This window comes from Dysgonomonas termitidis (assembly GCF_054657735.1).
Genome location: NZ_BAAHYD010000002.1, coordinates 1,333,506 through 1,347,622 on the forward strand (window position 1 = coordinate 1,333,506; position 14,117 = coordinate 1,347,622).

Here is a 14,117-nt window from a genome sequence, read left to right on the forward strand (position 1 = left end):
AAACATGAATATCGCTATTATATTAATCATATTATTAGTAGGTGCAATTCTTACTTATTTTTCAGGGAACAGATTTGCCTCCAAGGTTGCCATCCTGTTCAGCGTCGCAGCAGGTATATTCTCTGTTGCCCTATGTCTTAAATACGGTGCCGCAGGTACAAGCTACAGCGCGGAATGGATAAGCAATCCGAGTATATCATTCTCGCTCAAGGCAGATGGATTGGCCATCGCCATGATCCTGCTGACAACAATTTTATTACCCATCATTATACTGGCTGCGCATAACCGTGAGTTTAAAAACGAAAAGCTCTTATTCAGCCTTATCATGTTTATGGCCTTTGCCATGACAGGGGCTTTCCTTAGCAGTGACGCGCTACTATACTATGTATTCTGGGAAATGTCGCTTATCCCGATTTACTTCATCATCATATTATGGGGTAACGGAGAAATGGCCAAGCGCCGCAAGGCTGCCATGACATTCTTCCTGTTTACATTCGCCGGATCATTGTTTATGATGGCTGCAATTATATACATGTATGTAAAAACCGGAAGTTTCCAACTGGAAGCATTTTACAACGCTAACCTGAGCAATACGGAACAGATATGGATATTCCTAGCTTTCTTCCTTGCCTATGCGATAAAAATACCAATTTTCCCATTCCATACATGGCAGGCTAATGTGTACCAGAAGGCCCCGGCTGTAGGTACAATGCTGCTGGCCGGCCTGATGTCGAAAATGGGGGCATACAGCGTTATACGCTGGCAGATACCGACTACGCCTTTTGCCGCGCAGGAACTAAGGACAGTTATTCTTATACTTTGTATCATCGGTGTAGTGTACGGCGCTATAATGGCATTGAGGCAAGATGACCTGAAACGATTTATGGCTTATGCCTCACTTTCCCATGTAGGCTTTGTGGCGGCAGGTGCTTATGCCCTTACCTATGACGGTTTGCAGGGGGCAATAGTGCTAATCATAGCACACGGTTTCGGCATTGTAGGACTGTTCTACTCTGTAGATATAATCCAGAACCGCACCAATACATTATCAATGAGTAAACTCGGAGGAATCGCTTCCCATACGCCTAAATTTACAGTCGCGTTCTTCCTTGCCATATTATCTTCTATCGGTGTGCCGCTGACATTTAACTTTATCGGGGAATTTACCATTATGTATGGCCTCTATGAAGTAAATCCATGGTATGCCCTGGCAATAGGAACATCGTTATTCCTGGGAGCATTATTTATGCTGCGAATGTTTCAGCGCGTTATGCTTGGAGAGCCTTCTGAAACTAAGTTCAGGGATCTGTCCAAAACTGAAATTTTCGTATTCAGCCTGATCGTCGCGGTACTATTATTCTTCGGAGTGTATGTAAAACCGGTGACAGACCTTGTATCTTCCAGTTTAGAAGAGATTGTAATGCATATTAAGTAGCAGATAGTATTTAATGATACATTGTTGAATCATAATTTATTATTGCTGTTTTACATATTAAAATAACAAATAGGTCTGTGACCTTAACAGATAAAAATTTAGTCAGATATATAATGAGTACATTGATAGCCATCTCGGGATTAGGAATTATTTGCCTGTTATTAGAGATTCTCAATTTAAGAAAGATCCTTATACCTGTCACCCTTATCGGATTGATAGCGGCATTGGGATTGACTGTTACCGAATTTTATCTGGGAGAGTCATTCCTTGGCACGGATAAGTACAACATGGTGGTGACAAGCGGGTTTTCGCAAGGGTTTTCCATCTTATTCATCGTCCTTGCCATTCTCATCATAACGATGAGCCCCAAATTCTATCAGGACAAGATGGTAAAAATTGCAGACTATGTAGCCCTGAAAGTATTTATGCTCGCGGGTGCCATAGCAATGGTTTCGTTCGGCAATTTCGCCATATTCTTCATCGGCCTCGAAGTGCTTTCCATTGCAGCCTATATATTGGCGGCAAGCGAACCGAAAAACCTGAAAAGCAACGAAGCGGGTATGAAATATTTCATCATGGGAGCATTTGCCTCCAGTTTCATCCTTTTTGGTCTCGCTTTGGTGTACGGTGCAACAGGCTCATTCGATATAAACGAAATAGCAGTGAACTCGATGCTATCGGGAATGCCTTTATGGTTCAATATCGGTTTTATTATGATATCGGTGGGTATGCTCTTTAAGGCATCTATCGTTCCGTTTCATTTCTGGGCACCCGATGTATATGAAGGTTCTCCTACCCTTGTTACAGCGATGATGAGTACGTTAGTAAAGGTAGCTGCAATAGGCGCTTTATACAAAATAGTAAGTATCCTTGCCGCGGGTATAACCCCTGCTTATCAGATAGCCCTGATCGTACTTTCCATACTGACGATGACCGTAGGTAACATCACTGCAATGAAACAGTCCAATATTAAGCGTATGATGGCTTATTCGGGTATCTCGCATGCAGGATTCATGATGATGACATTACTGGCTATCGGTAGTTCAGCCAACACAGTATTATATTATGCCGCGGCGTACAGTCTTGCCGGAGTAGCGGCATTTGCTGTTATACTGGGTGTATGCAGAGGCAAGGACAACGAAGATATTTCCAATTTCTTCGGGCTGATAAAACGGCAACCTGTGCTGACAGCAGTAATGATATGTGCTTTCCTTTCACTGAGCGGTATTCCGGTCTTTGCAGGATTCTTTGCCAAGTTTTTTGTATTCGGGCAAATGTTGCAAACAAACCATCTGATACTGGTTATATTCGGTATCATCAACTCCGTAATAGCTGTATCATATTATCTTGGTGTTGCCAATGTAATGATTACAAAAGAGCCGGAAACCACCGAACGGCTGAGAGTACCTTTCGAATATAAGGCGGTTGCTGCCGCAGCCATTGTATTGAATTTATTGCTGGGTATCTTCCCCGATTTGATTATGGGATTGGCTTTGTAAAGAACAGATACAAAAGATATAAGGAAAGAGCAGGCCTGGCAGTCTGCTCTTTCTGGTTTATATAAATTCAAATATATCTTCTATCGGTGTTTTAAGGGTTCTGGATATATCAATCCCCAGTTTGAGAGACGGGTTATACTTGCCTGCTTCGAGACGAATAATCGTTTCGCGGCGGACATTTACTTTTTCAGCCAGTTCTTCCTGCGTAAGACCTGCCAATATACGGTATTCCTTGAGATGGCTTATAAATTCCGGCATCGGGATTAGGTATAACGTTCAAAATAGTAGAGGACAGAATAATAAACAATTATTGTCACTCCATAGCCGAGAGATGAAAGTGCAATAAAAAATTCCTTTGTAACAGAAAAATAAGGAATGCACAGAGACATAACAAGCAGTAACAGAAACGGTATTTTGGAAGCAATAAGCCACGCACGCTTACCGTTTTCCAAGAATCTTTCATCTTTTTTTTCCCCGGCAAGTTTACCTATAAAATAATTACCAAAAAACATAAAGAATATAAAACCAAACAATGACTTCGGATCATGATTTATAAAGTAGACTAAGCCCGTGAAACCACCAAATCCCAAAGGCCATGTATACTTATAATAGTACATAATATTTTTGTTTGTTCTCCCCTTTATTTCCATAGCGCTAATAATTTAAAGACTATAATTTGTGACAAATATATCACTTTTTATTATTGTGACAAATATATCACGTAAAAAAACCCAGATTATAACCGAAAAACTTTATCTATAGATAGGAGCTGTCAGCCTTTAGCTTATAGCTATCAGTTCTTTGAAAGAATGAAATGGCCCCCTCAATTGGCTCCGCCGAACGTTGTTTCCCCAAGGCGGACTTACAATGAGGGTAAAAAGTAATAAGTAAAAAAGTGTTACCTTTGTTACCTTTTAACAGTTACAAGTTACTGCGCCCTTCGGGCAGTTACGAGTTACGAGTAGACAAGATACGAGATACAAGATACGAGTTGTTAACTGATGACTGTTTACTGTTAACTGTTCACTGTTCACTGAAACAAGTGTTACTTTTGTTACCTTTTTTAATAGTTACAAGTTACTGCGCCCTGCGGGCAGTTACGAGTTACAAGTTAGTTCACTGTTTACTGTTAACTGATATATCTGTTACTTTTGTTACCTTTTTGGGAATAGTTACAAGTAGACAAGACACGAGATACAAGTTGTTAACTGCTAACTGTTGACTGTTTACTGATATATCTGTTACCTTTGTTACCTTTTAACAGTTACGGGCTACGGGTTGTGGTTGTTTACTGCTAGTTGTTTACTGAAAGATATCCGCTTTCGCTTTTTTCTTTCCGAGAAAAAAATGTAGTTTTGTATTGTCCATAATTCAAGACGTTCTGTCTTGAATCTTTTGTAACCGATAAAACAGCTAACGCGTGAAAACAGAACATGAAGAGAAGGTGACCGGGCTACCTGAAAATGCCTTCCGTGAACTGAAGTCCGGCGAAGAATACAAGCCGGTAATGTCTCCCGACAAACAGTATAAAGAAGTAACTCCATGGTCGGTACTATGGGGGCTGGTAATGGCTGTACTCTTTAGTGCCGCCGCTGCTTACCTCGGCCTGAAGGTGGGTCAGGTCTTTGAAGCAGCCATCCCGATAGCGATCATTGCCGTAGGGTTATCGACAGCTACCAAGAGAAAGAATGCTCTGGGTGAAAATATAATTATCCAATCCATTGGAGCCAGCAGTGGGGTTATTGTGGCAGGTGCGATATTTACGCTTCCGGCTTTATACATCCTGCAATCCAAATATTCCGAAATTAGTGTCGACTTTTTTCAGGTATTCTTAAGTTCCTTGCTGGGTGGTATATTGGGTATTCTCTTCCTGATTCCGTTCCGTAAATATTTTGTATCCGATATGCATGGAAAATATCCTTTCCCCGAAGCTACAGCAACCACACAGGTGCTTGTATCGGGTGAAAAAGGCGGCAGTCAGGCCAAACCCCTTATATTCGCCGGAATCATCGGGGGAGTTTACGATTTTGTCATTGCCACATTCGGCGCATGGTCGGAGACGTTCACGACGCGCGTTTTGCCTTTTGGCGAAGAAATTGCCGATAAAGCCAAAGTGGTCTTCAAAGTAAATATAGGTGCCGCCGTTTTAGGGCTGGGCTATATAATAGGACTGAAATATGCCGCAATAATCTGTGCCGGTTCCGCATTGGTATGGTTCGTTATCGTTCCGCTTCTTCCGTTCCTGGGAGATACTATGCTGACGACTTTGAATCCTACTTTTGCAGGAGTTATCTCTACTATGACGCCGGAAGCAATATTCACTACTTTTGCGCGCCATATTGGTATCGGTGGTATTGCAATGGCCGGAGTTATCGGTATTATAAAATCGTGGGGAATTATAAAGAGCGCCGTCGGTCTGGCATCCAAAGAACTTAGAGGTGGAGCTGCCGATACAAAACAGATAGACAAACGCACACAACGCGACCTGCCGATGAAAATTATCTCTATCGGTATCATTGTTGCGCTGATTGTGACATTCCTTTTCTTCTATTTCGGAGTGATACACAATTTATTGTACGCAATAGTAGGTATTCTTGTTGTTGCCATTATAGCTTTCTTGTTTACCACGGTTGCTGCTAACGCGATCGCGATTGTAGGCACAAATCCGGTTTCGGGTATGACGCTGATGACTCTTATCCTGGCCTCAGTGGTTATGGTAGCGGTAGGATTGAAAGGGACATCGGGTATGGTTGCAGCCCTTATTATAGGTGGTGTGGTTTGTACTGCGTTGTCTATGGCGGGAGGTTTCATTACCGACCTTAAAATAGGTTACTGGCTGGGATCAACACCAGCGAAACAACAGTCATGGAAGTTTTTAGGCACACTGGTTTCCGCAGCAACAGTAGGCGGTGTAATACTGATATTGAATAAAACATACGGATTTACAGGAGCTAATGCTCTGGTAGCACCGCAGGCTAATGCCATGGCTGCAGTTATAGAGCCGCTGATGATGGGAGCCGGGGCACCGTGGGTATTATACGCCGTAGGTGCTTTGATCGCCATTTTACTCACTTTATTACGCGTGCCTGCTCTGGCATTTGCCTTAGGGATGTTTATCCCGATGGAACTGAACGCACCTTTATTAATAGGTGGCGCAGTCAGCTGGTACGTTGGCAGCCGCAGTAAAGATGAAGCCCTGAATGCCGCACGGCTGGAGAAAGGTACATTATTAGCCTCCGGATTTATAGCGGGAGGTGCATTGATGGGTGTAGTCAGCGCTGCTATGCGTTTCGGAGGAGTGAATCTGGTTAATGAAGAATGGTTGGCAAACAGCGGTTCCGAATTACTGGCTCTGGCTATGTATCTGGTTATAATCGGTTATCTGGGATATTCTTCCATGAAGGCAAAGAAAGAAATGTTGTAATACTCTGTATTCTTAAATATAGGGAAAAGGATGGGGCAATTACCCCATCCTTTTCTTTTATCAAAACAAGGCCGTATTTTTTCCGGAAAACTTTATCTATATCATAAATTATCAGCTAAAGAGTTCTTTGATTTTATAAAGCCTTCAATGATGTTCATTGGTACTTGAAAAGAAATTGTTCAAAAAAGGTAATCAGTTAAACTGAACTATTCGTCGATAAAACCACTCTGTTTGTCGAACATTTTTGCCCGATTCTTTTAATAGGAGTAATATTGAAAGCTCAAATTCACAAAAACCTATTAAAGTATGAGAATCCATAAATTCGTTTTTAGCTTTTTTTGTAGTATATGTTTGTTTGTAATATCATCCTGTAGTGATAGTACAGATGACATTATTACTGATGAAGATGGAGTTGACGATGATACTGAAGTTGTTATTGATGACGATTTTGAGACCAACTCCCGGGACTCTGTGTTTTCGAATGCAGTTACCATTACCTTTTCTGATAATGCAGCAATAATTACGAACCCGTATGAAAATGACGGAGTGAATATTACCCAAAGTAGTGGCAATGTAGTTGTTACCTCTACAAATCTGATAACAGAAATTAATTACGTCTTGTCAGGGAGCATACAAAGCGGTTCATTTAAGATTTATAGCGATTATAAATTCGGACTTATGATGAACGGGGTGGATATTACCAGTAGCGATGGTCCTGCCCTCAATGTTCAATCCGGGAAAAAAGTAACTGTAACTCTCGTAAACGGAACAAACAGCAGACTTATCGACAGTAATACTTATACGGCTTACGCTGATGAAGATATGAAAGGTGCATTCTTTAGTGAAGGACAATTGAACTTCGAAGGAGAAGGAAGCCTGCTTGTTTATGGAAGATATAAACATGCTATTTGCAGTGATGATTATATAAGAGTGAAAACAGGAAATATCACAATCGCCACGGCCGTCAGTGATGGTATCCACGCCAAAGATTATTTCCGTATGGATGGTGGAACCCTGAATATTAAAGCTTCAAGCGATGGTATCGATTGCGACGAAGGATATATTCGGATAGATGCCGGAAATATTACAATAAACAGTAGTGATGATGGCATTGTAGCTTCATATGAAGATGCCGATACGACTATCGATCCATACATAACTATCGGTAATGCGACCATAAATATTACTACCACAGGCCAAAAGGCTCAGGGTATAAAAAGTGACTTAGGCTCTTTATCGGTTACTGCCGGAACAATCAACGTAACCACTAAAGGGACTGCTGCCAAGGCCTTCAAGACAGGGGGCGATATGAACATAAGCGGAGGCAACATGACATTGATTACAACCGGAGATGCTTTTTATGATACGGATGATAAAGATATATCATCTGCGGCAGGTATAAAGTGTGACGGAAATCTGACCATTGATAAAGGAACAATCACTATAGAAAGTTCCGGCGCAGGAGGAAAAGGCATCAGTGTAGACGGTGAACTTGTCGTTAATGGTGGAACTATAAAGGTCACAACAACAGGAGGCCAGTTTAAATACGGTTCGGACGACACTGCCGCCAAAGCTATAAAAAGCGATGGAAACCTGACTGTCAATAGTGGAAATATCACGATCAAGACCTCCGGCGTGGAAGCTGAAGGACTGGAAAGTAAAAAGACCCTGACCATCAATGACGGCACAATAGAGATAGAGGCATATGATGACTGTATCAATGCATCCAATCACATAGGGATCAATGGTGGAAATATATACTGCTATAGTGAGAGTAATGACGGTATCGACTCAAACGGCACATTGACCGTTACGGGGGGACTTATCGTTTCGTCGGGCACAAAATCTCCCGAAGAGGGTTTCGACTGTGATAACAACACGTTCAAGATTACTGGCGGAATACTTGTAGGCACCGGCGGAGCAACCAGCAACCCAACAGCGAGTGTCAGTACCCAACGGTCGGTTGTTTATGGAACTACAGGCACAGCCAACCAGATTATACATATAGAATCTGCGGACGGAAAAAGTGTACTGACTTATAAAATACCACGTACATATTCACCACTGACGCTGTTGTTCAGCAGTCCCGATCTGGCAGCAAATACAAGTTACACTATATATACAGGCGGAAGCGTTTCGGGCGGAAGCGATTTCCACGGACTGTATACAGGAACAACATATACAAAAGGTACGGCAGCTACGACTTTTACAACAAGTTCTATGCTGACAACTATCGGAACATCTTCAGGAGGGCCGGGAGGACGGCCCTGATTAATACGTTTTTTAGGTTAATTGTAGAGAGCTATTCCGGGATGGAATGGCTCTTTATCTTTTTCAGATAACTTTATCTATATATAAAAACAGTACTATAGACTGATTTCCGGAGAGAATTATTAGTGAGATCAATCTAAAATGATAATTTGTATATATCGGATTTTAATAATATACTTGTATAAGAATAACCCGTTTATAAAATTTAGCTGTATGAAACAAGCTATTTGTTTTATCTTGATTTTATTGACTGCTACATCCTGCAGTTCTACTTACTTCTTTTCTACATTGAATACGAATAACGAATATGTAGAGAAAGTAGACAATGGAGATTTCCTCCTTGAAACCGATAGTTTATGGATCGCCTATTGTTTCAAGGGAGAAAGCGCTCCCATACAGATTACGGTTTTCAATAAATTGTCTGTTCCGCTATATGTAGATTGGCAACGCTCTGCTCTTATACTGGATGGCACAGCATATTCTTATGCGAAAGACAAACTTAATTTCTCAGGAAGCACTCAAGTATTTGTGGATAATTACAATCTTACTCCGGATAAGACATACAGTTTTGCAGACGGAAGTTTTGCCGGAGATATAGAATCGCCTCAGAATATAAGCTTCATACCTCCCGAGACCATGATTAGCTATATCCCTTTAAGGTTGAATATGAATTTTGATAAATTGGACAAGAAGCTTTATCGAGATTCTTATCTGGGAGATAAAAACAGTAATACAATAAAAATAAAGAGGATAGATTACTCCGAATCTGACAGCCCCTTACACTTCGAAAGTTACCTGACTGTTTATGCCCGACCGGAACACCTTATGACATTCCAGCAAAGCTTCTATATGTCGAATTTAATTAAAACCCAGTCTATAAAGCCATCTAACCTTCCGGGAGATATGGCTGAGAGAGGAGATTTCTTTTATATAGAAAAACCCGCCAACAATACTTTCTGGGAGATACTGTTGGGTACAACACTTGTTGTTGGAGCAGTCGCAATTGAAGTTGCTGTAGACGCGAATACCAGATATTAGAAATCACCCCTCCAACAGCTTAACAGCATCAATGTACCGGGCTATTCCCAGCGCTACTTGCTTAGCTTCACGCATCGCCAAAACAACAGTCTGCGGCGTATGCACTACATCCCCTCCGGCAAAAACACCTTTACGGGTGGTCATACCGTATGGATGTTCTTTAGTTATTACATAGCCGCTATCATTCACCTCAATACCCAGAGATGTAGAGACTATACGGTTGGCTGGCTTTGAGCCTATAGCAATGAAAACACGTTCCATAGGCATTATCTTATCTCCGTCGGGGGTTTCGACACGAATAGCTTTGAGTGTGTTATTTTCTCCGATACATTCTACTGTCCGGCTCTTCCATAGAAAATTAGTGCCTTCCTCTACTGCTTCATTATACTCGGTTCTCAATGCAGGTAACTCATCTTCTGTACCTCTATATATCACATTTACAGAATTAGCTCCCATTCTCAAAGCTGTGCGTGCAGCATCCATAGCTACATTTCCGGCACCGATAATCGCTACGTTCTCACCTTCTACCAAAGGGACTGCATTTCTGCTTATATCACCATTATTATACAGATTGACCATCCTGAGAAAATAAGAAGACTGCAATACCTTATACAGATTAATTCCGGGAATATCCAGCCTATTGGGGACGGAGGTTCCTGAGCCTATAAAAACAGCATCAAATTCATGTGACAGCATTTCATCGACGGTCATTTTTTCTCCAACAAGAAAGTCATTTATGAAAGTAACACCCAAAGCTTCTATTTTCTTGATCTCTCTACGGACAATATCCTTAGGCAAGCGATACTCCGGTATGCCATACATTAATACTCCCCCGGGTTCCTTTTGCCCTTCAAATACAACGACATTAAACCCTTCCCTGGCCAGGTCTCCGGCAACAGTCAGTCCTGCCGGTCCGGAACCTATCACTGCCACTTTTCCTCTTGTCTTGGGTTTCAAGCGCTCTTTTATGAGGTTCATATCACTGTCGAAGTCCGCGATAAAGCGTTCCAATTTGCCTACCCTTACCGGATTGTCTTTTTTATTAAGGATACAATGACCTTCGCATTGTTTCTCATGAGGACATACTCTTCCACATATAGCCGGAAGGTTGCTCTTCTCATTTATTATTTGCATTGCCGCACCAATATTTCCCATTGACAGCTGATTTACAAAACCCGGGATATTATGCTCTATAGGGCAACCTTGTATACATAGCGGGTTTTTACAGTTAAGGCATCGCTTGGCCTCGTCAATGGCTTCTTTAGCGGTGTAACTTACATTTATTTCAGCAAATTTATTACTTCTCATTTTCTCTCCGATTATCTATTTAGTCTATTTTGCAATATAAACATTGCAAATATATATACTTTTTTGTTATGTCAAGATTGCAAAATAAACTTTATTGAAAAAATAATAAGAATAAAAGGGAATTGCGGAAATAGAACTTTACTAACTAAAAAGTAAAATCCTGATTCAGTCATTCCTATATCCTTTCTATATAGATAATCCTTTTAGAAAAAAATAATAAATCAGAGGGTAAAGTTGATAAAATAGTGATTTGAAGGCTTAAAACCGAACAGTTTAATGAAAGGCCATATCAATACGGGTTAAATAAAGTTAATAAACGAAAGAAAAACGCCAAAACATGTTTTATAACATAAAAATCAATTATCTTTGTACTGTGTTTTTCATGGTATTAGATTTAAGGTTAACAATGAAGATTGGTTGTCGTGATGACAACCTTTTCTTTTTTATAGAAGTTCCTTTTTGTTCTACCTGTCTAAAAGTGTACTACTTCAAATTAAATGATTCTCAGCAATATATCTCCATAGCGGCGCAGCTTGAACAGACTGCTTGATACCATCCTTTTTTAATAACGATACAAGTTCATCTGCAGATAGCAAATGTACAGATATATCCTCGGTAGCTTCCAGATTCTGCTCCGAAACCTTTTCTACATCGGTAGCAAGAAAACAATGAGTCATATTGGTATGCGTTCCCGGATTGACGGATATTTCCATATATTTCATCCAGTTACCCTTACCATATCCTGTTTCTTCAAGCAACTCCCGTTGCGCAGAAACCTCAAAGGAAGGGTCATACTTTTCAGCTACTCCCGCGCATAATTCCATAGACGTGTATCCGAGTCCGTGCCTGTATTGGCGTACAAGAATAAATTCCTTGTCCTTTGTGATGGCTATAATATTTACCCAATCAGGGTAGTCGAGCAGGTAGTAATCGGGGATTTCATTTCCGTTCGGCAGTTGTATATGCTCGCGCCGGACTGTAAGCCAAGGTTCCTGAAAAAGATATTCACTATTTAATACTTTCCAGGCTTTGTCATCAGTTTTATTGTTCATTATCGTAATTTGTAGATTATCTTATATAAAATCTTTTCTCACGGGAGAAAATGCATCTATGACCGCACCTTTTTCCTGACAGATAAGTCCGTGTACTGCTCCCGAAGGCACATAAAAGCCGTCACCCTTCACCAGTTCCTCTTTTTTTCCATCTATGGTGACTTCAAATCTGCCGCTTTCTATATATGATGATTGTACATGCGGATGGCTATGCATATCGCCGATGCTTCCTTTTTCAAAAGATACTTTGACCAGCATCAGTTCGTCATTATATCCCAGTATTTGTCTGGTAACACCTTCACCTACGGTTTCGGTGATTATATCTCTTTGAAAAATAAACTCTTTGCTTTCTTTCATATTCAGGTAATCTCCAATGTTTAGCTATATATTGAGTTGTTAAGCCAACAAGGCCAACAGCTTTATTTTTCTAATACTATGACATTCATAAGGATACCTTTCAGTGGTTTATCCTTCTCATTTGTTTTCACATTCTGTATTTTGTCCACTACATCCAGACCTTCGATCACTTCACCAAAGACGGTATATTCATTATCCAGATGCGGCGCTCCTCCCCTGGTTTTATAATATTCGCGCTGCTCGTCGGTATATATTGTTTCCGGTTTCCTTGCACTTGCCTGTTCTTCTGCTTCAGAAAGCATCTTACTTCTTAATTCTGTTATAGCAGAACGGTTCCCTTCCTTATACAGAGCCTTGATTGTATCCATGTTGGCCGACTGGATGCCATTGTAAATGCTTTGTTTCAACCGTTCGAACCGTACTTTTTCCAGTTCGTTCAGTTTATTGTCGAAAGCAAGTTCCCCGGTGACGATATAAAACTGTGAAGCATCGGAAGCTTTTGTCGGGTTTTCGGCATCACCCCAGCGGGCTGCGCCTATGGCTCCCCGTTTATGGTAATGTAGAGGAAATCTTATTTCGGAAGGGATAGTATCTCCCATCGTTTTATCTTCGGGTATAGTATCTCCGTCGGCTATATTCCGGGTTTTAGGGTCACCCCCTTGAATCATAAAATCCTTTATTACCCGGTGAAATGTCAGGTCTTTATAGAACCCTTCCTCAGCCAGTTTAAGAAAATTATCACGATGTACTGGAGTCTCATTATACAGCTTGATTTTTATATTGCCATAGCTGGTCTGTAATAGCACAACGGGTTCTTTCGGTTTGTTACTGCACATAGTTATTGTTAATAGGATTATAGGTATAAACCAAAGTTTCTTCATATCGGTTTCTTTAAGTAGGTGCAAATGTACTCATTCTTAAAACAAGTCATAATAATATGTGCTCATCCTTTCCATGGATTTTGTCATGTCAAAACCGGCCTCTTCCGCTTTCCTCTTCATATCCACTTCATTATCGAATACTTCAGCCTGTTTTGTCGCAAAATGGAATATGACATATTTTATTTCAGTCTTGGAATACGATACCGTTTTTGCCAGCAGCATATTCTTATCAAAAGCAAAAAACGTGATGTTGGAAAGTACATTTTTAGCCTTGTTTGTTTCTTTGACTATATTTTTTATACCGCCTTCATCATCCAGAGTCCCGTATTCCATATCATCTATGGCATTTATAGAATAAGGATATATCAGCGGAATACGATAGCTATCCCTGAATCCGGCATAGGTAAAATATGTTTCGGGGATGATAGAATCCGCAGGCTGCATCGCTTTCAGGCTGTTCATATAAGGAGAATCACCGTAATACATTGTATATGCACCGGCAATAGTTTCTACGGCCTGTTCTTTTATTTCAGGCACTTTCTCAATGACGGTATTAACCCCTTTATATACAAGGTAGACTCCGCAGAAAGCAGCAAGTATAAAGAATAGAATAGCCAACAGGCAACCCGTATCACGGCTTTTTTTATTACTCCATTTTACAATGGCCCAGAATACGGCCACTATCATAAACAAACCTGACAAAAGAGTAACAACCAGAAGAATCAAACCTTTTATAACCATAATTCATATTTTTTTATTCGTATTCCAGGTATTCTTGAAAACAAAAATAGCTAAATATTATCAAATCAGCATATTTTGAACAAGGCAAATGGCTTTTCAGTTAACAGTAAA

The 14,117-nt window shown here is 40.6% G+C and carries 12 protein-coding genes; 5 read left to right on the plus strand and 7 right to left on the minus strand.

Annotation, left to right across the window (positions count from 1 at the left end; genetic code table 11):
* Positions 1-4: 4 nt before the first annotated feature.
* Complete coding sequence (locus tag ACYQ3L_RS09510) at positions 5-1,435, plus strand: complex I subunit 4 family protein (protein WP_379995879.1); 1,431 nt, start codon at positions 5-7, stop codon at positions 1,433-1,435.
* Positions 1,436-1,548: 113 nt separating this feature from the next.
* Positions 1,549-2,934 (plus strand): NADH-quinone oxidoreductase subunit N, encoded by a 1,386-nt coding sequence (locus tag ACYQ3L_RS09515; RefSeq protein WP_379995877.1) that lies wholly within the window; start codon positions 1,549-1,551, stop codon positions 2,932-2,934.
* A 57-nt stretch (positions 2,935-2,991) separates the two neighbouring features.
* On the opposite strand, the gene ACYQ3L_RS09520 is transcribed toward ACYQ3L_RS09515, so the two are convergent.
* Together ACYQ3L_RS09520 and ACYQ3L_RS09525 are read right to left on the minus strand one after the other, a co-directional pair.
* The gene (locus tag ACYQ3L_RS09520) at positions 2,992-3,192 is read right to left on the minus strand and encodes a helix-turn-helix transcriptional regulator (RefSeq protein ID WP_379995874.1); all 201 of its coding nucleotides are present in this window, start codon (positions 3,190-3,192) and stop codon (positions 2,992-2,994) included.
* Between the two features lie 5 nt (positions 3,193-3,197).
* Entirely contained in the window at positions 3,198-3,551 is a 354-nt protein-coding gene (locus ACYQ3L_RS09525; protein ID WP_379995872.1) for a DUF3796 domain-containing protein, read from the minus strand.
* A gap of 803 nt (positions 3,552-4,354) precedes the next feature.
* Here ACYQ3L_RS09525 and ACYQ3L_RS09530 point away from each other — a divergent pair.
* The 3 genes from ACYQ3L_RS09530 to ACYQ3L_RS09540 all read left to right on the plus strand — a co-directional run bounded on the left by ACYQ3L_RS09530 (position 4,355) and on the right by ACYQ3L_RS09540 (position 9,667).
* Positions 4,355-6,358, plus strand: coding sequence for an OPT family oligopeptide transporter (locus ACYQ3L_RS09530; protein ID WP_379995869.1), 2,004 nt, complete (start codon positions 4,355-4,357; stop codon positions 6,356-6,358).
* 306 nt (positions 6,359-6,664) lie between these two features.
* Complete coding sequence (locus ACYQ3L_RS09535) at positions 6,665-8,629, plus strand: carbohydrate-binding domain-containing protein (protein WP_379995867.1); 1,965 nt, start codon at positions 6,665-6,667, stop codon at positions 8,627-8,629.
* A gap of 213 nt (positions 8,630-8,842) precedes the next feature.
* A complete protein-coding gene (locus ACYQ3L_RS09540; protein WP_379995864.1) occupies positions 8,843-9,667 on the plus strand; it encodes a hypothetical protein in 825 nt (274 codons plus the stop codon).
* 3 nt (positions 9,668-9,670) lie between these two features.
* Here ACYQ3L_RS09540 and ACYQ3L_RS09545 read toward each other — a convergent pair whose 3' ends face one another.
* The 5 genes from ACYQ3L_RS09545 to ACYQ3L_RS09565 all read right to left on the minus strand — a co-directional run bounded on the left by ACYQ3L_RS09545 (position 9,671) and on the right by ACYQ3L_RS09565 (position 14,006).
* Positions 9,671-10,975: an NAD(P)-dependent oxidoreductase gene (locus ACYQ3L_RS09545; protein WP_379995862.1), complete on the minus strand. Its 1,305-nt coding sequence runs from the start codon at positions 10,973-10,975 to the stop codon at positions 9,671-9,673.
* 488 nt (positions 10,976-11,463) lie between these two features.
* Entirely contained in the window at positions 11,464-12,027 is a 564-nt protein-coding gene (locus tag ACYQ3L_RS09550; RefSeq protein WP_379995860.1) for an NUDIX hydrolase, read from the minus strand.
* Between the two features lie 21 nt (positions 12,028-12,048).
* The gene (locus ACYQ3L_RS09555; protein ID WP_379995858.1) at positions 12,049-12,384 is read right to left on the minus strand and encodes a cupin domain-containing protein; all 336 of its coding nucleotides are present in this window, start codon (positions 12,382-12,384) and stop codon (positions 12,049-12,051) included.
* A 62-nt stretch (positions 12,385-12,446) separates the two neighbouring features.
* Entirely contained in the window at positions 12,447-13,265 is an 819-nt protein-coding gene (locus ACYQ3L_RS09560; RefSeq protein WP_379995855.1) for a peptidylprolyl isomerase, read from the minus strand.
* A gap of 36 nt (positions 13,266-13,301) precedes the next feature.
* The gene (locus ACYQ3L_RS09565; RefSeq protein WP_379995853.1) at positions 13,302-14,006 is read right to left on the minus strand and encodes a hypothetical protein; all 705 of its coding nucleotides are present in this window, start codon (positions 14,004-14,006) and stop codon (positions 13,302-13,304) included.
* Between the last annotated feature and the right edge of the window lie 111 nt (positions 14,007-14,117).

Bases quoted from the DNA above. Each gene is read 5' to 3' on its own strand.
- ACYQ3L_RS09510 (WP_379995879.1), top strand. From the start codon at position 5: ATGAATATCGCTATTATATTAATCATATTATTAGTAGGTGCAATTCTT.
- ACYQ3L_RS09515 (WP_379995877.1), top strand. From the start codon at position 1,549: ATGAGTACATTGATAGCCATCTCGGGATTAGGAATTATTTGCCTGTTA.
- ACYQ3L_RS09520 (WP_379995874.1), bottom strand. From the start codon at position 3,192: ATGCCGGAATTTATAAGCCATCTCAAGGAATACCGTATATTGGCAGGT.
- ACYQ3L_RS09525 (WP_379995872.1), bottom strand. From the start codon at position 3,551: ATGTACTATTATAAGTATACATGGCCTTTGGGATTTGGTGGTTTCACG.
- ACYQ3L_RS09535 (WP_379995867.1), top strand. From the start codon at position 6,665: ATGAGAATCCATAAATTCGTTTTTAGCTTTTTTTGTAGTATATGTTTG.
- ACYQ3L_RS09540 (WP_379995864.1), top strand. From the start codon at position 8,843: ATGAAACAAGCTATTTGTTTTATCTTGATTTTATTGACTGCTACATCC.
- ACYQ3L_RS09545 (WP_379995862.1), bottom strand. From the start codon at position 10,975: ATGAGAAGTAATAAATTTGCTGAAATAAATGTAAGTTACACCGCTAAA.
- ACYQ3L_RS09550 (WP_379995860.1), bottom strand. From the start codon at position 12,027: ATGAACAATAAAACTGATGACAAAGCCTGGAAAGTATTAAATAGTGAA.
- ACYQ3L_RS09555 (WP_379995858.1), bottom strand. From the start codon at position 12,384: ATGAAAGAAAGCAAAGAGTTTATTTTTCAAAGAGATATAATCACCGAA.
- ACYQ3L_RS09560 (WP_379995855.1), bottom strand. From the start codon at position 13,265: ATGAAGAAACTTTGGTTTATACCTATAATCCTATTAACAATAACTATG.
- ACYQ3L_RS09565 (WP_379995853.1), bottom strand. From the start codon at position 14,006: ATGGTTATAAAAGGTTTGATTCTTCTGGTTGTTACTCTTTTGTCAGGT.